The organism is Sphingomonas jeddahensis (genome assembly GCF_001981525.1).
In the GTDB taxonomy this organism is placed as follows: Bacteria; Pseudomonadota; Alphaproteobacteria; order Sphingomonadales; family Sphingomonadaceae; genus Sphingomonas; species Sphingomonas jeddahensis.
Genome location: NZ_MPSB01000012.1, coordinates 16,252 through 36,082, shown reverse-complemented (window position 1 = coordinate 36,082; position 19,831 = coordinate 16,252). Strand labels below are relative to the sequence as shown.

Below are 19,831 nucleotides of genomic sequence, written 5' to 3'. Positions count from 1 at the left end.
GGTGCAGCAGGCTGCGTGCCGGTGATCAGGCCGGGAGGGGTGGGCCGCGCAGCGGCGGGCGCAGATGGCGGGTGGCGGCGGGCGGCGCCGTGCTGCGGCCGAACAGCGCCAGCGTGACGATGAACAGCAGCGCCGCGGCGAGCTGAACCGGATCCGCCCCGCCGATCGCGGGCAGGGCGAGATCGGCGAAGGCGCACGGGTTCTGCGCCTGATGTTGCGCGGGATCGTGTTGCGCGGGCTGGTGATGCTGCATGCCGGGCATGGCATGCGCCTGTTCCGACGCCGCGGGCATGGGCGCGGGGCCGTAGCCGGTGCAGACCACCAACGTCAGTCGGCCGTTCTCCACCATCGGCATGAAGCCTGCGGGGACAAACATCCGCAGCAGCAGCGCCGCGAGCAGGATCGCCGCAGCGAGCAGCGGCTGCTTCAGCAGGGCGGAACGAAGCGGCTGCACGCGCTATGCCCTAGCGGTCGCGCGATGCCCTGTCACTGACCGGTGTTGGCGTTTGGCGAGAAGCGAGCTCGTCTTCCTCGCCTTCGCGCAGATGACGGTTGAGAGCGGGAGGAATGCCGCTCTCCCACCCGCGCTAGGCCGGCAGCGGCTTCACGGCGCGGCGGATCACGTCGGCGTAGCCGCGCGAGATGCAGCTGTAGCCATCATAATAACCGCGCTGGACAAGCAGGCGGTGCATCGACCCGAGCCGGTACGGCGGGACGCCCGCGGCGAGATGGTGCTCCAGATGATAATGGACGTCATTCGGCGCGACGAACAGCTTCTCCCACCAGCGCGCAACCGTGGTGGAAGTGTTGCGGCGCGGATCGAGGTCGCCGCGCTCCTCCGCCACGCCATGCTCGCCGATCTGCCGCAGGCGGACGATCGCGGGATAGACGAACAATTGCGCCACCCACCACAGACCATAGGCCCACCAGCCGCCGGCTAGCGAGAGGATCGCGAGCAGCCCGGCGTGGAACGCCAGCCACGGCCATTGCCGCGCGAGGCGGAACTGGCGCAACTCACGCAGGAGATCGCGCGTGCCGGTGCGGCCGGTGAGATCGCGGACGAACTTGCGGCGCAGCGAGGTGCGGGTGACGGGATAAGCGTGGACGAAGCCGATGTCGGGGTCCTGCGGCGTGCCGGCGTAACGGTGATGCTTGAGGTGATAGCTGCGATAGGCAGCAAGCGAATTGTTCATGGGATGGCCGGCGAGCCACTGGCCGACGCGCTCGTTGAGCGTGCGCGAGGCGAACAGCGCATGGTGCGCGCAATCGTGGACGATGATGCCAAGCCCGAGCTGCCGCCCGGCGAGGAGCAGCACCGCGAGCACGATCGTCAGCGGATTGGGCCAGGCGATCGCCAGCGCAAACGCCGCCGCGATGATCACCCAGTTCGCCGCCACCGTCCACCAGCCGCGCAGATCGGACGGCTGCATCAGCGCGGCGAGTTCTTCCTTGGAGAGAAAATCGGTGATCGGCGCCGGCTTCATGGCTAGATCCTTACTCGTGACGTTGATCAACGATGTAACAGATAACGGTGATTACCGTCAAACGGCGTTACATGACTGGCGCTCACCGCTGTCGGCGCGTGCGCTTGCGCTGGGCTTTCTTTCCACCGCACGCGCGCCGATGCGGGTTGGCGATCTGATCCGGCGAGCGGAGGTGATGGATCTGGATGGCGCGGCGATGCGCGTCGCGCTGGGGCGGCTGTGTCGTGAGGGGATCGCGCGGCAGGTCGAGCGGGGGCTCTACGCGATCGGACCGGAGGGCGCGGTGCTTGATCGGCGTGCGCGGGGCTGGGGCGAGGCGCCGCAGCGGGTGCGGGAATGGAACGGGCGGTGGGTAATCGTTCTGGCGGATCACCTCGGGCGGAGCGACCGGCGACAGGTGCGGCGGCGCGAGCGCGCGCTGACGCTTTACGGCTTTGCGGCGACCGCGGCCGGCGGCTGGGTGCGGCCGGACAATTTGGCGGAGGGGCTGCCGGATCTCGCGGCGGAGTTGCGGGCGATCGGGCTGGACGGCGACGCGACGGTGCTAGGCGATGCGGTGGCGCTGGCGGATGATGGGTGGCGTGGGCTTTGGCCGGCGGCGGCGATCGAGGCGGGTTACCGTTTCTGGATCGCGGAGATGGCGGGGAGTCTGGCCCGGATTCCTGCGCTTTCCGTCGAGGCAGCGGCGCGGGAGACGTTGTTGCTGGGGCAGTCGGTGATCCGCGCGATCAATCGCGATCCGCTGTTGCCGGCGGCGCTGGTCGATGTGCCGCTGCGCGACGAGATGGTGGCGGCGATGCGGGGGTATGATGACGCCGGGAAGGCGTGTTGGGCGCGGGTGGATTGACGCTCCCTGGCGAAGGCCGGGGCCCAGGTGCGACCAAGCCCGGCAAAGGCCACTTCGCTCGCCGAGGCTTTCCCAACTGGGCCCCGGCCTTCGCCGGGGTTACGATTGGTGTCAACGCTCGTAATGCGCGCTGGTTTTGGCGGCGATTTCATCTGCGGTGACGCCGGGGGCGCATTCCATCAGGCGGAATGGGCTGGCGTGATCGAGGCGCTGGAAGACAGCGAGATCGGTGACGATCATGTCGACCACGTTCTTGCCCGTCAGCGGCAGCGTGCAGGCGGGGATGAACTTGGGGCTGCCGTCCTTCGCCACATGCTCCATCACGACGATGATCTTCTTGACGCCGGCGACGAGATCCATCGCGCCGCCCATGCCCTTGATCATCTTGCCGGGGATCATCCAGTTCGCGATGTCGCCATTTTCCGCAACTTCCATCGCGCCGAGCACGGTCAGGTCGATATGCCCGCCGCGGATCATCGCGAAGCTCTGGTCGGAGCCGAAATAGGCGCTGCTGGGCAGTTCGCTGATCGTCTGCTTGCCGGCGTTGATGAGGTCGGGATCCTCCTCGCCCTCATAGGGAAACGGGCCGATGCCGAGCATGCCGTTCTCGCTTTGCAGCGTCACCGTCATGCCGTCGGGGATGTTGTTCGCCACCAAAGTCGGGATGCCGATACCTAGGTTGACGTAATAGCCGTCGCGCAATTCCTTGGCAGCGCGGGCGGCCATCTGGTTGCGGTCCCAAGCCATTAAGCTGCCTCCCTCTTGCGCGTCATGCGGAACTCGATCTTCTTGTCGTAGGGTGAGCCGACGATCATGCGCTTCACATAGATGCCCGGCAGGTGGATCGCGTCGGGATCGAGGCTGCCGACCGGAACCACTTCCTCGACTTCGGCGACGCAGATGCGGCCAGCGGTGGCCATCGGCTGATTGAAGTTGCGCGCGGTCTTGCGGAAGATCAGGTTGCCGCTTTCATCGGCCTTCCACCCTTTGATGATCGACAGATCGGCGCGGATGCCGCGTTCGAGGATGTATTCCTCGCCGTCGAACTCCTTCACTTCCTTGCCCTCGGCCACCAAGGTGCCGACGCCGGTTTTGGTGTAGAAGCCGGGAATGCCGGCGCCGCCTGCGCGGCAGCGCTCCGCCAGCGTGCCTTGCGGGCAGAACTCCACTTCGAGCTCGCCGGCGAGATACTGGCGCTCGAACTCCTTGTTCTCGCCGACGTAGCTGGAAATCATCTTGCGGACCTGGCGCGTGCGGAGCAGCTTGCCGAGCCCTTCGCCGTCGATGCCGGCATTGTTGCTGGCAATGGTGAGATCCCTGGTGCCCGCCGCCTGGATCGCGTCGATCAGCCGTTCGGGAATGCCGCACAAGCCGAAGCCGCCGGCGCAGATCGTCATGCCATCATGGAGCAAGCCGTCGAGCGCGGCGGCTGCATCGGGATAGAGCTTGTTCATCGGTTCTGCGGTTCCTCGCTGGACTGACGCTGCAATAGCGCGGTGCGCAGGCAGCGGCACACCACTTCGTCGCGCTGGTTGATGAGTTCGTGGCGGAAGGTGACGAGGCCAGCGTTCGGGCGGGACTTGCTGTCGCGCAGCTCGGTCACTTCGCTGGTCGCGCGCAAAGTGTCGCCGATGAACACCGGCTTGGGCATGACGAGCTGGTCGTAGCCGAGATTGGCCACCAAGGTGCCGAGTGTCGTGTCGCCGACCGACAGCCCGACCATCAACGCGAAGGTGAAGGTGCCGTTGACGAGGATCTGGCCGAACTCGCTCGCTTTGGCCGCCTCGACGTCGAGGTGAAGCGGCTGCGGGTTGTGGGTCATGGTGGTGAAGAGGAGATTGTCGGTTTCCGTCACCGTGCGGCGGATGTCGTGGGTGATGCGGTCGCCCACCTGCCATTGGTCGAAGAAGCGGCCGGCCATTATTCGTCCTCTGCCTGGATGCGGGCGAGCAATGCGCCCTCGGTGACTTGCACGCCCATCGTCGCGTTGAGTTCGGCGACGGTGCCGTCGAACGGGGCAACCAGGCCGTGCTCCATCTTCATCGCTTCGAGCGTCAGGAGCTTCTGGCCCTTGGTGACGCGATCGCCCGCGGCGACGTCGAGCGCGATGACTCGGCCGGGCATCGGCGACAGGATCGAACCGTCCCCTGCCCCGCCGGCCGCGCGGCCGTCGACGCGCCAGGGCTTCAATTCCCATGTCTGGCCGGCTTGCGAAATGAGGACTGTATCGAGGCCGTCGCCGGCGGGTTCGATGTCGTTGATCGCAACGGGCGCGCCGTCGAGCAGAAAGGTGGCTTCGGTGCGCGGCGCGGCGTTGAGGCGGAAGCCGGCGAGCGGGTGCGCGGGGACCAGCGCGGCGGCGGCGGCGGAGAGCGCCTCGTCGTCGGGGCGTTCGGGAGGCATCAGCGCCTCGCCTTCGCGGGCAATCAGGCCGGTGTCGACGGTGCCGCCGACGAAGTCCGGGTGGTCGAGTGCCTTGACGAGGAAGCCGGCGTTGGTGCGCACCGGCCAGATCACCGCATCCTCCAGCACGTGGGAGAGGCGGGCGCGGGCGGCATCGCGGGTTGCGCCATGGGCGATCACCTTGGCGATCATCGGATCGTAGAAGGGCGAGATGGTGGCGCCCTGCTCCACCCCGGTGTCGATACGCGCGCCCTCTCCCAGATCGAACGCGTCAAGCGTGCCGATCGAGGGAAGGAAGCCCTTGGCGGGATCCTCGGCGTAGAGGCGCGCTTCCATCGCCCAGCCGGTGATGGCGAGTTCGTCCTGGCGGAGCGGCAGTGGTTCGCCGCTGGCGACGCGGAGCTGCCATTCGACGAGGTCCTGGCCGGTGATTTCCTCGGTGACGGGGTGCTCGACCTGAAGCCGGGTGTTCATTTCCATGAACCAGATGCAGTCGGCGCGCAGGCCCTCGCTGGCGTCGGCGATGAACTCGATCGTGCCGGCGCCGACATAGTCGACCGCCTTGGCGGCGCGCACGGCGGCGTCGCAGACGGCGGCGCGGGTGGCCTCGTCCATGCCGGGGGCGGGGGCTTCCTCGATGACCTTCTGGTGGCGGCGCTGGAGCGAGCAATCGCGTTCGAAGAGGTGGACGACGTTGCCGTGGGTGTCGCCGAACACCTGCACCTCGATGTGGCGTGGGCTCAGGATGTACTTTTCGATCAGCACGCGATCGTCGCCGAACGACGAAGCGGCCTCGCGACGGCAGGATTGCAGGGCGTCCTGGAAGTTTTCGGCGGCGTCGACCTGGCGCATGCCCTTGCCGCCGCCGCCGGCGACTGCCTTGATGAGCACCGGATAGCCGATCGCGTCGGCCTCGGCCTGGAGGCGGTCGGGTGATTGGTCGTCGCCGAGGTAGCCCGGGGTGACGGGGACGCCGGCGGCGATCATGCGTGCCTTTGCGGCGTCCTTCAGGCCCATGGCGCGGATGCTGGCGGGGTTGGGGCCGACCCAGACGAGGCCGGCGGCCTGGACGGCGGCGGCGAAATCGGCGTTTTCGCTCAGGAAGCCGTAGCCGGGGTGGATCGCCTCGGCGCCTGATTGTTGCGCAGCGGCTATGATCTTGTCGGCGACGAGGTAGCTCTCGCGCGCGGCGGCGGGGCCGATGGGGATGGCTTCGTCGGCGAGGCGGACGTGGAGCGCGGTCGCGTCAGCGTCGGAATGGACCGCGACGGTGCGGATCCCGAGGCGGCGTGCGGTGCGGATGATGCGGCAGGCGATCTCGCCGCGGTTGGCGATGAGGAGTGAGCGGATCATGCTGCAACACCGCGAATGTTGAGGAAGTTGAGGCGGTGGAGGGTTTTTCTCCAACGGGTGTCAACATTCGGCGGGGCGGGCGCGTGGGGCATGGTGGGGAGATTACCTTGACGGGCGGGGCGTAGGACAGCGCACATCATTCCTCCCCGGCACGGGGAGGGGACCAGCCGTAGGCTGGTGGAGGGGCTGGTTGGGCGAAGCGGCTGCCAAGATCGCTTCTACGACGCTGGGCAGGTCGGAGAGGATTGCTTGTGCGGGAATGCGCAGGACGCGGACGTTCCAGCGTGCAAGCCATGCGTCTCGGCGGCGATCTCGGGCGATCCGGTCGGGGCTGGCGTGGGCCCCGCCGTCAACTTCGACTGCCAGGCGAGCGGACGCGCAGTAGAAATCAAGGATATAGTCGCCGGCGGGATGCTGTTTGCGGAACTTCAGCTCTTGTGATTGACGCCGCAGGGCTTGCCAGAGGATCACTTCGGGCAACGTCATCTCGCGGCGCAGCTTGCGGGCTTTCGTGACGGTCGCTTGGGGGCCGGTCAGTTTGCCGCCAGCCCCTCCACCATGCTTCGCATGGTCCCCCTCCCCGTTCCGGGGAGGAATTGATGGCAGCGCGCCTTCGCTCACATGCGGAACACGCCGAAGCGGGGTGCCTCCTCTACCGGGGCATTGAGGCACGCCGTTAGCGCCAGGCCCAATACATCGCGGGTTTGCGCGGGGTCGATCACGCCGTCGTCCCACAAGCGGGCGGTGGCGTAGTACGGGTTGCCTTCGTCTTCGTATTTCTGGCGGACGGGGGCCTTGAAGGCTTCGGCTTCCTCCGGTGTCCAGTTGTCGGCGTCGCGGTGGACGGTCGCCAGCACGCTGGCCGCTTGTTCGCCGCCCATCACGCTGATGCGGCTGTTGGGCCAGGTGAACAGGAAGCGGGGCGAATAGGCGCGGCCGCACATGCCGTAATTGCCCGCGCCGAAGCTGCCGCCGATCAGCACCGTGAGCTTGGGGACGCTCGCCGTCGCCACCGCGGTGACGAGCTTGGCACCGTGCTTGGCGATCCCTTCCGCCTCATACTTGCCCCCAACCATGAAGCCCGAGATGTTCTGGAGGAAAAGCAGCGGCACGCGGCGCTGACAGGCGAGTTCGATGAAATGCGCGCCCTTTTGCGCGCTTTCGGAGAAGAGCACGCCATTGTTGGCGAGGATCGCCACCGGCATGCCGTGGATATGCGCGAAGCCGCAGACGAGGCTGGCGCCGTACAGCGCCTTGAACTCGTGGAACTGGCTGCCGTCGACCAGTCGCGCGATCACCTCGTGCACATCGTACGGCGCGCGCACGTCCTGGGGCACGATGCCGTAGAGATCGTCAGCAGGGTAAAGCGGCGCGCGGGCCGCGGCGAGGTTGACGTCCGGCTCGCGCGGGGGCAGCAGCGTGGCGACGATGTCGCGGACGATGGTCAGCGCATGTTCGTCATTCTCCGCGACATGATCGACCACGCCGGATTTGCGGCCGTGCGTTTCCGCGCCGCCGAGTTCCTCGGCGCTGATCACCTCGCCCGTCGCGGCCTTCACCAGCGGCGGGCCGGCGAGGAAGATCGTGCCCTGGTTGCGGACGATCACCGTCTCGTCGCTCATCGCGGGGACATAGGCGCCGCCGGCGGTGCAGCTGCCCATCACGCAGGCGATCTGCGGGATCTGGCGCGCGGACATGTTGGCCTGGTTGAAGAAGATGCGGCCGAAATGCTCGCGGTCGGGGAAGACCTCGGCTTGGTGGGGGAGGTTCGCGCCGCCTGAATCGACGAGGTAGATGCAGGGGAGACGGTTCTCGAGCGCGATCTCCTGCGCGCGCAGATGCTTCTTGACGGTGAGCGGATAATAGGTGCCGCCCTTCACCGTCGCATCGTTGCAGACGATCATGCACTGGCGGCCGGCGACGGTGCCGATGCCCGCGATCATGCCGGCGCCGGGGATGTCTTCGCCGTACACCTCGTGGGCGGCGAGCTGCCCGATTTCGAGGAAGGCGCTGCCGGGATCGAGCAGGCGCTCAACCCGGTCGCGGGGGAGGAGCTTGCCGCGCGAGGTGTGGCGTTCGCGGGATTTGGCGTTGCCGCCGAGCGCGGCTTGCGCGACCTTGGAGCGGAGGTCGTCGGCGAGCGCGCGGTTGTGCGCGGCGTTGGCGCGGAAGGTGTCGGTGTCGCGGGCGATGGTGGTGGTGAGCGTGGGGGCGGTCATGGCTTACAATCCCTCCCCAAGCTGCGCTTGAGGAGGATTTGACAAGAAACGCCCTCACGCGCCTGCCCCGATCAGTTCGCGGCCGATCAGCATGCGGCGGATTTCGTTGGTGCCTGCGCCGATGTCGAGCAACTTGGCGTCGCGCAGGAAGCGTTCGACCGGCCAGTCCTTGGTATAGCCCGCGCCGCCGAGCGCCTGGACCGCTTCGCCGGCGACCTTAAAGGCGTTTTCGCTGGCGAGCAGGATCGCTCCGGCGGCGTCGAAGCGCGTCGTCCGGCCGGCGTCGCACGACTTGGCGACGGCATAGACATAGGCGCGCGCCGAGTTGAGCGCGACGTACATGTCCGCGACCTTGGCCTGCATCAGCTGGAAGCTGCCGATCGGCTGGCCGAACTGCTTGCGCTCGCGCAGATACGGCACGACCACGTCGAGGCACGCCTGCATGATGCCGAGCTGGATGCCGGCGAGCACGGTACGCTCGTAATCCAGCCCGCTCATCAGCACGCCGACGCCGCCGTTGAGCGGGCCCATGACGTTGGCCTCGGGCACTTCGCAGTCGGTGAAGACCAGTTCGGCGGTCGGCGAGCCGCGCATGCCCATCTTGTCGATCTTCTGCCCGATGCTGAAGCCGGGCATATCGCGCTCGATCAGGAAGGTGGTGATGCCACGCGAGCCCTCCCCCGTCTTGGCATAGACGACCAAGGTATCGGCATAGGCCGCGTTGGTAATCCAGAACTTCGTGCCATTGAGGACATAGCCCGCATCCGTGCGCTCGGCCTTGAGCTTCATCGACACGACGTCGCTGCCTGCCCCCGTCTCGGACATGGCGAGGCTGCCGACGTGTTCGCCGCTGATCAGCTTGGGGAGAAACTTGGCCTTCTGCTCCGGCGACGCCCAGCGCGCGATCTGGTTGACGCACAAATTGGAATGCGCGCCATAGCTGAGGCCGATCGAAGCGGAGGCGCGGCTGACCTCCTCGCAAGCGATGACATGTTCGAGATAGCCGAGGCCGAGCCCGCCATCCTCCTCCGCCACGGTGATGCCGTGCAGCCCGAGTTCGCCCATCGGCGCCCATAGCTCGTCGCGCGGGAACCAGTCATCGGCGTCGATCCTGGCCGCGATCGGGGCGATCCTGTCCTGCGCGAAGCGGCGGGTCGTCTCCCGGATCATGTCGGCGGCGTCGCCCAGCGCGAAATCGAAGTCCGGCGTCATCGGCTTATCACATCCTGTCTCCTGGCGCCCTCGATAGCAGGCCCGGTGGCACCGAGGAAAATTGAGGCTGGCGAAGGCATTCTATAGATACGCTCTATGATCGACCGGTATCTGCTCCGTTATTTCCTGGCCGTGGTTGACCAGGGCAATTTCTCCCGCGCGGCGGCGCAGTGCGGCGTTTCCCAGCCGACGCTGTCGGTGGGCATCGCCAAGCTGGAGACGATGCTGGACCGGCCTTTGTTCCAGCGCAGCAACCGGCGGGTGGAATTGACCGCGGCGGGCGCGCGACTGGTGGCGCACGCGCGGCGGATCGAGGGCGAGTTCGCCGAGGCCGAACGCACCGTACGCGACGATCCGGCGGCACGGCTGGTGCGGCTGGGGATCGTGTCGACGATGCCGGCGCACTGGATCGAGCGGGCGCTGATGGCGGCGCGCGATACGGGCGAGCGGCTGGAATTGGTGGAGGGGCGGATGCGCGACCTGTCTCCGAAGCTGGATCGGGGGCGGATCGATGCGATCCTGGGACCGCTACCGACGGGGACGTCCGGCGATGCGCTGTTCACCGAAGGCTATGCGATGACCATGGCGGCGGATCATCCGCTGGCGGCGCGCGACACGGTGAGCGCCGACGAAGTGGCGGCGGAGGTGATGATCGTGCGGCGGCATTGCGAGGCGCTGACCGCAGTGAGCCGCTTCTTCACCGCTCGCGGGGTGCGGCCATTCATGGCGGCGCGCACGACCAGCGACGAACGCGCGGTGGGCTATGTCCGCGCCGGGTTGGGGATGACCGTGATGCCGCGCTGCTTCGCGCAACCGGGGCTTGCGATGCCAGCGCTCGCCGGGTTCGACGCGACGCGCACGATGGGCTTCCGGACCGCGCCAGGCGGGGACGGCCGCCTGGCTGCGAGCGCGGCCTATGTGCGCTTTCGAGACGCGATCGCTGCGCTGCATGGAGGCGGCGCGTTAGCGTGACAGACGCATTGCGCGGCTTCAGGAGCGGATCGCCGATCGCCGCTGGGACGTTCGGTGCAGGCGGCATAGTCAAACGGGGCAATCGATGAAGCTGTTCTCTCTCCTGGCACCGACGGTGCTGCTGGCGACTGCGACGGGTGCAGCCGCGCAGGACGATCTGTCGCAGAAGCTGGCGGGCAAGATCGTGGCGAAGGGCCAGTCACCCGATGGACGCATCACGGTGACGGTGAGCATGGATGGCGAGGGGCGGCCGCTTTACGCGGTGCAGGCCGGGGGCAAGCCGTTGCTGAAGGACAGCCGGCTCGGCTTCCTGCTCACGGACGCGCCCAAGATCGAGCGCGGCATGGCGTTCGTCGATGTGCGCCGCGCCTCGGCCGATACGACGTGGAGCCAGCCCTGGGGCGAGTGGAGCCAGATCCGCGACCACCACAACGAAATGACGGTGCGCTTTCGCGAGCAGGCGGACCTGAAGCGCGAAATGAGCGTCACCTTTCGCATCTTCGACGATGGCGTGGGGTTTCGCTACACGCTGCCGGCGCAGCCAAACCTGAAGCAGGTGAACATCGCCGAAGAGCTGACCGAATTCGCCTTCGCGGAGGGCGGCACCGCCTGGTGGAAGCCGGCCTATCTGTGGAACCGCGAGGAGTACCTTTACCAGAAGACGCCGCTCGACGCGGTCGGCACCGCACAGACGGTGATGACGGTGAAGCTGGCGAGTGGCACGCATGTCGCGCTGCACGAGGCGGCGCTGGTGGATTATGCCGGGATGAACGTCCAGCGCAGCGAGGGCGCGACGTTCAAGGCCTCGCTGACGCCCGGGTCGGGCGGACCCAAGGTATCGCGCGCGGCGGGCTTTTCCACGCCGTGGCGGACGATCGCGATCGCGAACGATGCGCCGGGGCTCTACAAGGCGAGCCGGATCGGGCTGAACCTCAACGAGCCGAACAAGCTTGGCGATGTCTCCTGGGTGAAGCCGGGCAAGTTCGTCGGCGTGTGGTGGAAGATGATCCGCGGCCCCTGGACCTGGTCCCGCGGGCCGCAGCACGGCGCGACCACGGCCAACGTCAAGCAGTACATCGACTTTGCCGCCGCGAACGGGATCGAGGGCGTGCTGGTCGAAGGCTGGAACGTCGGCTGGGACGGCAATTGGTTCGGCAACGGCAAGGAAATGCGCTTCGACACGCCAACCGAGGATTTCGACGCCGCCGAGATCCAGCGCTATGCCAGGGCCAAGGGCGTGTACATCATCGGCCATCACGAGACGGGCGGATCTGCGAGCCATTATGACGCGCAGCTCGACCGGGCCTTCGCTTATGCCCGGGCGCATGACATTCCAGCGGTGAAGACCGGCTATGTCACAGATGCCGGGCAGATCGAACGCACCGATCCCGACGGCTCGCAACATCGCGAATGGCATGAAGGGCAGTGGATGGTGAATCACCATCTGCGCGTGGTGGAAACGGCGGCCAAGTATCGCGTGTCGATCGACGCGCACGAGCCGGTGAAGGACACCGGCCTGCGCCGCACCTATCCCAACATGATCGCGCGCGAGGGCGGGCGCGGCATGGAATATATGAGCTGGGAGGCGAAGAACCCGCCCGAGCACGAGGCCAATCTGGCGTTCACGCAACTGCTGGGCGGGCCGATGGACTTCACTCCTGGGATCGTCAGCCTGAAGGGCTCGAACAACAGCGACATTCCGTCCACCCTGGCCAAGCAGCTGGCCAATTACGTGGTGATCTATTCGCCCGTCGTGATGGCCGCCGATACGCCCGAGACCTATGCCAAGGTGCCCGACGCCATGAAGTTCATCCGTGACGTGCCGACCGACTGGCGCGACACGCGCGTGTTGAACGGCGAGGTCGGCGATTACGTGACGATCGCGCGCAAGGCGAAGGCGAGCGACGACTGGTTCCTGGGCGCAGTGGGCGACGAACAGGCGCGCACGTTGACCGTGGCGCTGGACTTCCTCGATCCCGGGCGGCGCTACACGGCGGAGATCTACCGCGATGGCGATGGCGCGGATTATCGATCGGAGACTCGATTCAGGATGGCAACCGAACGGCGCCCGGTGAAGCACAGTGACACGCTGACGATCGACCTAGCACCCGGTGGCGGACAGGCCATTCGATTCATCGCGGAGTGAATGCCCCTCCGCTGTCGGCTTCCCGTACAATGATGGCCGCGCGCAAAGATGGCGGCGCCTTGATCCAAGTTACCGAGAAAGCCGGTCAGCATGGCGGCATGGGCGCGACCATTCGGCCGGTCGATTGTTGAACGACGCATACCGCCGCGTTTGTTCAAACAATTGGCTGGGGCCGAGCATGGATCATCGTTTGAAAGGGCGCCGCAGCGCGCCGGGCAAGATCAAGCGCAGCGACAGGCGCTCCGATGCGGCAGCGCGGGAGGTGCGACGTTGCGCATCCACCATCTGAACTGTGGCACCGATTGCCCGCTGGGCGGCGCCTTGTTCGACGGGCGCAGCGTCAGCCCGTTCGGCAAATTGGTGTGCCATTGCCTGCTGATCGAAACCGACGCGCACGGATTGGTTCTGGTCGATACCGGCTTTGGCTTGCGCGACGTGGATCATCCGCATGCCGGCTCCGATCCGCGGGTCTCGCGGCCATGGCGAGCGATGCTCAATATCCAGCTGCGCGAAGAAGAAACGGCGATCCGGCAAATCGAGGCGCTGGGCTTTCGTGGCAGCGACGTGCGACATATTGTCGTGACGCACCTCGATTTCGATCACGCTGGCGGGCTGGAGGATTTTCCCAGCGCCACCGTGCACGTGATGCAGCGCGAATATGATGACGCCACCGGCCCGCATGCAGGGACCGTCGCACGCAATCGCTGGCGCTATTCGCAGCTGGACGAGGTGCAGCAATGGCGCGGTTATGGCGCACAGGGCGAGCCTTGGTTCGGCTTCGACGCCGTGCGCGATCTGGCCGGGCTGCCGCCGGAAATCCTGCTGGTGCCGCTGCCGGGGCATACCTGGGGCCATGCCGGCGTGGCGATACGGCGCAACGACGGCCGCTGGCTGCTCCATGCGGGCGACGCCTATTTCTATCGCGGCGAGATGCGCCAGGCGCGGCGCCGCTGCACGCCGGGGTTGCGCGCCTATCAGCGGCTGATGGAAGTTGATGCCGACAGCCGGATGCGGAACCAGGAACGGCTCCGGCGGCTTTCTATCGAACGGCGGGACGAAGTGTCGATCGCCTGTGCACACGATGCCGTCGAACTGGAACGATGCCAGGCGGGCGAACCACTTTAAACCATTCAACCACCAAGGAGCCTTATCGACATGGCAAATCAGGACATCATGCGCGAATTGTTCATCACCGGGCTGGTCAACGCCCATGCGGTGGAAAAGCAGGCGCTGTCGATCATGACCCCCCAGGTCGAGCGGATCGAGAATTACCCCGAAGTCGCCGATCGCCTGCGGCTGCACATCGAGGAAACCAATGGCCAGATCGCGCGCCTGGACGAGATCCTCGCCGGTTTCGACACCAGCAGCTCCGCGCTGAAGGATCTTGGCCTCAGCATGACGGGCGGCATGGCGGCGCTGACCCACAGCGTGGCAGGCGACGAAATCATCAAGAACAGCTTCGCCAACTACGCGTTCGAGCATTTCGAGATCGCGGCATATAAATCCCTGCTGGTGATGGCCGAGGACGGCGGATTTGCCAATGCGACCCCGCTGCTGAAGCAGTCGCTGGGCGAAGAAGAGGCGATGGCGCAATGGATCGATGAAGCCCTGCCGATGGTAACCCGCCGCTACGCCACGCTTTACGCAGAAGGCGGTTCGGGCGTGGCCAAGGTCTGAAACCATGGCCAGCGACAAGCGCCCGGATGTCGATCCCGAACGTGATCGGTCGAACAATCCGTTCGACCATGATGAGGGGTCGTCCGGCCAATCCTATTCGCGCGAGCGCGAGGAGGCGATGCGCCAGGCCGATCCATCCGGCGCGGTAAACGCAAACCCCGCTAGCTCAGGGGACGGCGCAGGCAGGCGTGCCTCGGTCGATCCCAGAACGGGTGAGGCGATGGGTAGCGGCGCGGAAGCGGCGGAAGACCCCGCGCGTAAGCCGGGCGCCTGGAGGCCGGGCAGCGGCAAGAACGCCGTGCCGGAGCAAGGGTGAGATCACGCTATTCGTGTAGCATCCGCCGCCATGGTCGGGGTCCAGTTGCGAGGTCGTGATGATGGCGCCGTAGCTGTCACCGCCGACTTTCCGGCTGGACCCCGGCTTTTGCCAACTGGTCGCGGCACCGCTCGGGGGGGCGGCTGCGACATCCTGCCGCCAGATGCACCAATGAACCGGCGTCTTCGGGAACGCCGGCAGGAACGGTCGTGACGAGAGACAGCGGGCGAACAAAGTTTTGGTCACGCGGCTTCTGCTGCGTCAGGCGGGAACCATCCGGGCGCGGCTATGCTGCTGCCGATGCGCGTTTCCACACCAATCGGGTCACATATGTCCGCCCCGATTTCGATACCTCGGGCTGGGTGACCAGCTCGATCGTGTCGTCATCGACGGGCACGATCTGCCGTACAAAGCTGGTGCCGACGCGCGACGGCTGCGAGGCAAACAGGATATCGTGCGTCACCATGTCACCGTTCCTTCGCCAATGGCCGGCGTAGGAGAAGAAATCGGTAAAACTGTCCGCATGCGGATCGCCGGCGGCGGCCCAGGCCGGGTCCATCAAGAACGCGGACATACGGCCGTCGGCGGTATATTGTAGCTGGCCGGCGGGCGGGGTGCCGAAGCTGGCCACCTCGGTTTCGCCACGGTGGCTAACGCATGAAACAAGCACCCAGGTGCCGAGCAATTCCGTCATTACCGCTTCCTGTTCAACGTGCGGGGCGGTGAGACCCCCACCCGCTCCGTAGCTTGTAGCACTCGCATCGGCGCAGCGCGCCGGAAAGATCGGCTTTCGTCACAAGCGCGTAACAACTTACCGCCATCGGGCCCGCGGGGCAGATGTTGGAAGGAACGAGTGAATTGTTTTTGGCGCTGATCGCAGCACAAGGCGGGTGTCGGTGCGCGCGGTTTCAATGCAGCACCGATGAAGTAGCTGGAAAATTCTGAACACCCCTTCGCCGAACGAGGCGTGACCTTAGTTCCTGGAAGGCCGGCGAGCCGCCGTTTCACGACATGGACGATTGAGAGCGTCACTATTTCGAAGTCTTCACTTCGGAATACGCCGGCTTTTGCGTGTTCAACTCAATTCTGCCGATCAAACAACATTTTCAGGGGTCATATGCGCAGGACATCGAACGGTTTCGGCCGAGTGACGCATCTTCTCGTTGGCGCTGCGGCTGCCGCACTGTTCGCCGTTCCGGCCGCCGCGCAAACGGCGCCGGCTGCCCCGGCCACCATGGATGAAGCGGGCGACGATATCGTCGTCTCCGGTTACCGCCGCAGCCTCGAGGAAGCGATCGACCTGAAGCGCGACACGATCGGCTTCTCCGATTCGATCGTCGCCACCGACATCGCCGACTTCCCCGAGCAGAATCTGTCCGAAGCGCTGCAGCGCGTGCCCGGCGTGACGATCGAGCGGGATCGCGGCCTCGGCACGCGCGTCAACGTGCGCGGCCTGCCGAGCGATTTCACCTTCGTGTCGATCAACAAGCTGGCGACCGCGTCGGGTTCGGGCGGGCGCGACGTGGAGTTCGACATCTTCGCGTCCGAACTCGTCCAGTCGGTCACGGTGCAGAAGTCGCCGACCGCCAAGGATGAGGAAGGCGGCATCGCCGGTTCGGTGTACATCCGCACCGCGCGACCGTTCGACAATCCCGGCTTCCGCCTGGTCGGCAGCGCCGAGGGCGCGTATAATTCGATCTCCGAGAAGATTGATCCCAACTTCTCCTTCCTCGCCAGCAACACGTTCGGCGATTTCGGCGTGCTGTTCTCGGCCGCCAAGCAGCAGCGCTCTAACCGCACCGATTCGAACTCGGGCATCAACTTCCGCCCGATCTCGCGCTGGACCGATCGCGCCGGCAACAACCGCAACCAGGCGATCGCGGTGTTGCAGCGTGACGCCGGCATCACCTTCACCGATGCCGACAAGAACCGCATCCTGTTCCTCGATAAGGTCGGCGATCGCGTCTATCAGAACGACCAGGACCGGCTCGGCTTCTCCGGATCGGTGCAGTACCAGCCGAGCGACACGTTCAACATCGCGCTCGATGCGTTCATCGGCTCGTACGAGACGGTCGAGGACGAATATGACGCCGCCGGCTATTCCGCATCGAGCAATTCGACGCTGGAGACGATCCACGAATTCGACGCGACGACGCTCAGCAGCGCCGGCCTCGTCGTGCTGCGCGACGTATCCTACACCAACACGCAGCACGAATTCCTGAGCAAGGAATATGTGAACGAGACCGATTACCGCCAGTTTGGCGGCGAGATGAATTGGGAAACCGGCAATTGGAAGATCAACGCGCTCGGCGGCTATTCGGGCGCCGAGAAGACGCTGGACTTCGCCAACCTGAAGCACGTTGCCTACGCCCCGTCGCGCACCCGCTATACCGAAACGGGCGGCGAGACGATCCCCAGCGCCAACCCGCGCACGATCGACATGTACAATGCGCCGTCATCCTATCTGTTCGAAGCGTATGAAACGACGCGCGAGCGGATCAAGGACGACAAATATGCCGCGCAGCTCGACGTCACCTATAATTTCGACTTTGCCGGCTTCGAGGCGCTGAAGCGGTTCAACTTCGGCGGGCGCTACACCAACAAGACCAACGAGCGCCAATATGGCGAGGAGAAGATCCAGGGCCCGACCCGCGGCAGCGTCGCTTATGTCAACAAGCGCACCCTCGCCGACAGCCCGCTGGAGAATGTCATCGATATGGTCGGTGGCAAGCCGTACCAGGCGCGCAACCTCGACTGGGCGCAGATCTCCAACGATTATGCGCGCGACTTCTTCCGCCCCGCCGGCTTCGAGACGCCGTTCAACGACGGGCAATATTACAAGGTGAACGAAGAGACGATCGCGGGCTTCGCGATGGTCGATTTCGAATTCGACCTGTCCTTCCCGCTGTTCGTCAACCTGGGCGGCCGCTACCTGCGCACCACCATCCGTTCGGAGGGTTTCCACCAGGTCCAGAACCCGAATGGCACGACCGGCCTCACCCCGGCGCCGATCGCCAGCGAGGGCCGCTATGAGAAGTTCCTGCCGTCGTTCAACGCGCATGCCCAGCTGACCGACAGCCTGTACCTGCGCGCCGCCGCCTCGCAGACACTGATCCGCCCGGCGCTGACCGACCTTGCCTATAAGCGCACCGCGAGCTGGAACGATTTCCGCTTCACCGACGGCAATCCGAACCTGAAGCCGACCTATGCCGATCAGTGGGAAATCGGCGCCGAGCAATATCTCGGCCGCGGCGGGATCCTGGCGGCGTCCTATTTCTGGAAGAAGATCAAGGGCATCGTTCAGAGCCAGCTGACCGGCGTGGTGCCCGACGTGACGAAGTATAACGCCAACGGCTCGATCGACGGGATCTATGATTTCGACGTCTATCAGCCGGTCAACGCCGATGGTTCGTACAACGTCAGCGGCGTCGAGCTGAACGCGGTGATCCCGTTCGGCATGTTCGCGCATTGGGCGGAGGGTTTCGGCGTCAACGCCAACGTCACCTTCCTCGACAGCTCGCTGACTGGCCAGTCGGATCTCGACATCGCGACCTCACCGATCGGCCTTGCCGACAACACCTATAACGCGACCGTCTTCTACGATCGCGGGCCGCTGTCGCTGCGTGTGTCCTACAACCGCAAGGGCGCCTATGTGGAGCGGATCGAGCGCAACATGTATCCGGTCTACCGCGATGCCTATGGCCAGTTCGACGTCGCCGCCAGCTATCAGCTGACGCGCAATTTCCGCGTCGAGCTACAAGGTATCAATGTCGGCAATGCCAAGACGACCGGCTACACGATGGATCCCAGCTTTCCGACGACCTACGAATTCTCGGGCAGCCGCATCAGCCTCGGGCTACGCGCGCAATTCTGATCGTCACGGAGCTCCCGCCGGTCATGTCGGCGGGAGCCGTTTCTTTTCTACCTCTGCGCGAAAGGGTTGCGATGTTCTGGCTGCCACTGTTGATCGCCACGCCAACCGCCGCCGAGCCGGTGCGGATCAACGATCTGGTGATGCTGGGCACGCACAACAGCTACAAACAGGCGATGCCGGCCGATCGCATGGCAAAGCTGCGCGCGGCGGATCCAAAGAGCGCCGATGCGCTGGATTACTCACATCGCCCGCTTGTCGAGCAGCTCGACGCCGGTGCACGGCAATTGGAGCTCGACGTCTGGTATGATCCGGAAGGCGGCCTCTACGCCGACGGCTCGCCCGATCCAGCGATGCGGCGCGCCGGGTTCAAGGTCCAGCATATGGCCGGGTTCGACAATCGATCGAGCTGCGCGACGCTGGTGCAATGCCTGACGATCATCCGCAACTGGTCCGACGCGCACCCCGGCCATGTGCCGATCCTGCTCATGTTCAACACCAACGACAATGGCCGCTTCATCAAGGGCAAGGCTTACACCGAAGCGGCTTATGATGCGCTGGATGCGGAAGTGCGCAGCATGCTCGCCCCGTCCAAGCTGATCGTGCCGGACGATGTGCAGGGCAAATATCCCACGCTGCGGGAGGCGGTGCTGGCCAACAACTGGCCGACGCTGGAGGCCGCGCGCGGCAAGTTCCTGTTCGCGCTGGACCAGGGGCCGGACAAGGTTGCGCTGTATCGCGGCAAGCGGCGCTCGCTGGAAGGACGCGTGTTCTTCGTCAACACCGACGAGACGTCACCCGCCGCGGCTTATATGACGATCAACGATCCCGTTGGGGATGCCGAGCGGATCAAGCAGGCGGTGAAGGCGAACTTTCTGGTCCGCACGCGCGCCGATGCCAATACGCGAGAGGCGCGCACCAACGACACGCGCCCGCGCGAGGCGGCGTTCCGCAGCGGCGCGCATTATATCTCCACCGATTATCTGTGGCCTGACGCGCGCCTCCCGGGCGGCTATCGCGTGATGATGCCGCACGGCGCCGTGGCGCTATGCAATCCCGTCCGCCGCCCGAGCGGCTGCGGCCCCATCGTGGAACCGGCGGCGCACTGACCTTAGGGCGGGCGCTACTGTCCCTGGGATCATTCGCAAGGCGACGCGGAGGCCCACCCGCCCTCACCACCGTTCCAACCAGTATTCGCACGCTCCCCTTCGCCAAGACGTTCTGATGGGGAGCGTGCGCTGCGTATCGCCGCCGGCGTGGACGAATTCGCTGACATGGGGAGTTAGCAGCCCGGCCGCCATCGATGCAGCGGCCGCGCGCGTTCATTTCAG

The 19,831-nt window shown here is 65.7% G+C and carries 18 protein-coding genes; 8 read left to right on the top strand and 10 right to left on the bottom strand.

The window, feature by feature from the left end:
- Positions 1–25 precede the first annotated feature (25 nt).
- A complete protein-coding gene (locus SPHI_RS12110; protein WP_076745216.1) occupies positions 26–454 on the bottom strand; it encodes a hypothetical protein in 429 nt (142 codons plus the stop codon).
- A gap of 133 nt (positions 455–587) precedes the next feature.
- The gene (locus tag SPHI_RS12105) at positions 588–1,484 is read right to left on the bottom strand and encodes a fatty acid desaturase family protein (protein WP_076745215.1); all 897 of its coding nucleotides are present in this window, start codon (positions 1,482–1,484) and stop codon (positions 588–590) included.
- Positions 1,485–1,500: 16 nt separating this feature from the next.
- On the opposite strand from SPHI_RS12105, the gene SPHI_RS12100 reads away from it, so the two are divergent.
- The gene (locus tag SPHI_RS12100; protein ID WP_144036199.1) at positions 1,501–2,331 is read left to right on the top strand and encodes a hypothetical protein; all 831 of its coding nucleotides are present in this window, start codon (positions 1,501–1,503) and stop codon (positions 2,329–2,331) included.
- A gap of 111 nt (positions 2,332–2,442) precedes the next feature.
- Here SPHI_RS12100 and SPHI_RS12095 read toward each other — a convergent pair whose 3' ends face one another.
- The 7 genes from SPHI_RS12095 to SPHI_RS12065 all read right to left on the bottom strand — a co-directional run bounded on the left by SPHI_RS12095 (position 2,443) and on the right by SPHI_RS12065 (position 9,518).
- Positions 2,443–3,078: a CoA transferase subunit B gene (locus SPHI_RS12095; RefSeq protein ID WP_076745214.1), complete on the bottom strand. Its 636-nt coding sequence runs from the start codon at positions 3,076–3,078 to the stop codon at positions 2,443–2,445.
- Entirely contained in the window at positions 3,078–3,785 is a 708-nt protein-coding gene (locus SPHI_RS12090) for a CoA transferase subunit A (RefSeq protein WP_076745213.1), read from the bottom strand. Before SPHI_RS12090 ends, SPHI_RS12095 begins: the two co-directional genes overlap by 1 nt.
- Positions 3,782–4,252 carry a MaoC family dehydratase gene (locus SPHI_RS12085; protein ID WP_076745212.1) on the bottom strand — a complete coding sequence of 157 codons (471 nt, stop codon included), beginning with the start codon at positions 4,250–4,252 and terminating at the stop codon, positions 3,782–3,784. The genes SPHI_RS12090 and SPHI_RS12085 overlap by 4 nt, the downstream gene beginning before the upstream one ends.
- Positions 4,252–6,087: an acetyl/propionyl/methylcrotonyl-CoA carboxylase subunit alpha gene (locus SPHI_RS12080; RefSeq protein WP_076745211.1), complete on the bottom strand. Its 1,836-nt coding sequence runs from the start codon at positions 6,085–6,087 to the stop codon at positions 4,252–4,254. Before SPHI_RS12080 ends, SPHI_RS12085 begins: the two co-directional genes overlap by 1 nt.
- A 102-nt stretch (positions 6,088–6,189) precedes the next feature.
- A complete protein-coding gene (locus SPHI_RS12075) occupies positions 6,190–6,573 on the bottom strand; it encodes an endonuclease domain-containing protein (protein WP_233130910.1) in 384 nt (127 codons plus the stop codon).
- A 131-nt stretch (positions 6,574–6,704) separates the two neighbouring features.
- Positions 6,705–8,306, bottom strand: a complete 1,602-nt coding sequence (locus SPHI_RS12070) for a carboxyl transferase domain-containing protein (protein ID WP_076745209.1) — start codon at positions 8,304–8,306, stop codon at positions 6,705–6,707.
- 54 nt (positions 8,307–8,360) lie between these two features.
- Positions 8,361–9,518 carry an isovaleryl-CoA dehydrogenase gene (locus tag SPHI_RS12065; protein WP_076745208.1) on the bottom strand — a complete coding sequence of 386 codons (1,158 nt, stop codon included), beginning with the start codon at positions 9,516–9,518 and terminating at the stop codon, positions 8,361–8,363.
- 96 nt (positions 9,519–9,614) lie between these two features.
- Between SPHI_RS12065 and SPHI_RS12060 the strand changes: the two genes are divergently transcribed.
- The 5 genes from SPHI_RS12060 (at position 9,615) to SPHI_RS12040 (ending at position 14,629) form a co-directional block, all read left to right on the top strand.
- A complete protein-coding gene (locus SPHI_RS12060; protein WP_076745207.1) occupies positions 9,615–10,490 on the top strand; it encodes a LysR family transcriptional regulator in 876 nt (291 codons plus the stop codon).
- A gap of 85 nt (positions 10,491–10,575) precedes the next feature.
- Positions 10,576–12,636 carry a glycoside hydrolase family 97 protein gene (locus SPHI_RS12055; protein WP_083719965.1) on the top strand — a complete coding sequence of 687 codons (2,061 nt, stop codon included), beginning with the start codon at positions 10,576–10,578 and terminating at the stop codon, positions 12,634–12,636.
- Between the two features lie 270 nt (positions 12,637–12,906).
- Positions 12,907–13,761 (top strand): MBL fold metallo-hydrolase, encoded by an 855-nt coding sequence (locus tag SPHI_RS12050; protein WP_076745206.1) that lies wholly within the window; start codon positions 12,907–12,909, stop codon positions 13,759–13,761.
- Between the two features lie 30 nt (positions 13,762–13,791).
- Positions 13,792–14,313: a ferritin-like domain-containing protein gene (locus SPHI_RS12045; RefSeq protein WP_076745205.1), complete on the top strand. Its 522-nt coding sequence runs from the start codon at positions 13,792–13,794 to the stop codon at positions 14,311–14,313.
- 4 nt (positions 14,314–14,317) lie between these two features.
- Positions 14,318–14,629 (top strand): hypothetical protein, encoded by a 312-nt coding sequence (locus tag SPHI_RS12040; protein ID WP_076745204.1) that lies wholly within the window; start codon positions 14,318–14,320, stop codon positions 14,627–14,629.
- Between the two features lie 286 nt (positions 14,630–14,915).
- Here SPHI_RS12040 and SPHI_RS12035 read toward each other — a convergent pair whose 3' ends face one another.
- Complete coding sequence (locus SPHI_RS12035; protein ID WP_076745203.1) at positions 14,916–15,323, bottom strand: lipocalin-like domain-containing protein; 408 nt, start codon at positions 15,321–15,323, stop codon at positions 14,916–14,918.
- Positions 15,324–15,776: 453 nt separating this feature from the next.
- Here SPHI_RS12035 and SPHI_RS12030 point away from each other — a divergent pair, with 453 nt between their 5' ends.
- Positions 15,777–18,503 carry a TonB-dependent receptor gene (locus SPHI_RS12030; protein WP_233130909.1) on the top strand — a complete coding sequence of 909 codons (2,727 nt, stop codon included), beginning with the start codon at positions 15,777–15,779 and terminating at the stop codon, positions 18,501–18,503.
- A 71-nt stretch (positions 18,504–18,574) separates the two neighbouring features.
- Positions 18,575–19,609: a phosphatidylinositol-specific phospholipase C1-like protein gene (locus tag SPHI_RS12025; protein WP_076745201.1), complete on the top strand. Its 1,035-nt coding sequence runs from the start codon at positions 18,575–18,577 to the stop codon at positions 19,607–19,609.
- Positions 19,610–19,831 lie beyond the last annotated feature (222 nt).